At 67.1% G+C, this 1,592-nt stretch carries 1 protein-coding gene; it reads right to left on the reverse strand.

Annotation, left to right across the window (positions count from 1 at the left end):
- Positions 1–970, reverse strand: a 970-nt coding sequence (locus ACFVWD_RS58320; protein ID WP_387918112.1) for an ABC transporter substrate-binding protein, incomplete at its 3' end; no start/stop codon positions are given.
- Positions 971–1,592: the final 622 nt, after the last annotated feature.

The following is a 1,592-nucleotide window of genomic DNA, read 5'->3' on the forward strand; positions in this document are numbered from 1 at the left end:
GCCACAGGGAGTCCCCCGAGACGGGTTGGCCCGCGACAGGGGCCTTGGCGTTTTTCGGCAACGGGAACACCGCGACCTCGAAGCCCGCCTGCGCGCCGGCCTGGATGAGTTCGCGGGCGGCCTTGGAGGAGTCGAAGGTGAAGGCGACCTTCTGCTGGACGAAGGCCTCGAACGCCCCGCCCCAGTCCGAGGGCCCGCCCGTGTAGAGGTAGTGGCCGCGCTCGTGGAGGTGAGTCCACCAGCGGACCCAGTCGAGCATTTCGTCCGATGTGATGTTCACAGTCCCGGCGGGGGCGGACCGGCCGTTGTCCTGATCGGTGAGCAGCCCGTTCTGCAGGGCGACGGCCTGCTGGAACACCCAGCCGTCGTTGGCCCAGGTGATCCCGTGACCGGGACCGCCCGCGAGGCGGGCCACGGCCTCGCAGGCCGCTTCGGTCTCGTCCCAGGTACGGGGCGGCTCCGGGACTCCTGCCCGCTCCAGGAGGGAGGCGTTGGCGTAGCAGAGCATGGTGGTGACCGTGAACGGCAGCGAGATCAACTCGCCTCCGAACGAATAGGAATCGCGCACCGTGGGGTCGAGGTCGTCCACGACCACCGGGTGGCCCAGTATCTCCGTACGGCCGGCCAGGGCGGCCTCGACCGAGGTGAACACCGGCGACCCGTCGGGGTTGCGGGCGTCGCGCGCAAGCTGGCTGTCGGTGGCGTAGTAGCCCGCGATGTGCGGGGGCCTGCCCTCGGCTGCGGCGCGGGCCACCTTTTCGGGCATGGTCCAGAAGTCGTGGCCGGTGATGTCGACCCGGTATCGGGGATGGGTACGCTCGAACTCGGCCGCCCGCTCGCGCAGCGGAGCGAGGAAGTCACGCCCGTCATAGGTGGGGAACGGGTAGTCCGCCAGCCACACGTCCAGGATGATCCGCTCCTCCTGCGGCTGCTCCGGGGTCTGGCCGTTCTTCGGTTCTGGAGCCTGCAAGGTCTGCCTCCTGAGGATCAGCGGACGCCGGATAGGGGTCGGGGGACATCGTCGATTCCCGGCCGCTGTCGGGGCATCTCCTGCTATGCGCAATCCGGCCCCTTCCGGCAGAGCCTCCACAAGCCCCCCTGAGGCCCCGGAGCAGCCCCATGGGGGGGAAACGTCAGCAGGAGGGCAAAAGGGCCGTAGAGCGGCTTCTGGGGGGCTTGTGGAGGGTGCACTTCGATCACGAGGGAAGCCGACTCACCCCCCCTCCCACGGGATGCCCCCCCCCGGGAGGGGGACACCGTCGCCCGGTCTCCCCGCAGGGACTTGGTCCCTCTTCGGTCCCTGTGTTTAGTCCCTGGGTATCACCGCAGGTCAGAGGGGGTATGACCCCCCGAAAAGGGACTGAAGGGACTCAACTTCCTAATTATGAGCCCACTACGTACGCGCGCGTATGCAGGCGCGCATATCGTCATACTGCTTTCTTCTACTCAGCTCATAATGGGGAAGTTGAGTCCCTTCAGTCCCTTTTTCACCCCCCAAACCTGCCCTGACCTGCGGTGATACCCAGGGACTAAACACAGGGACCAAAAGTCTCTCCGCCCCTTCAGACCCTCTTCCTGCTCTGTTCAGACCC

It is taken from the genome of Streptomyces sp. NPDC058086 (assembly GCF_042885015.1).
In the GTDB taxonomy this organism is placed as follows: domain Bacteria; phylum Actinomycetota; class Actinomycetes; order Streptomycetales; family Streptomycetaceae; genus Streptomyces.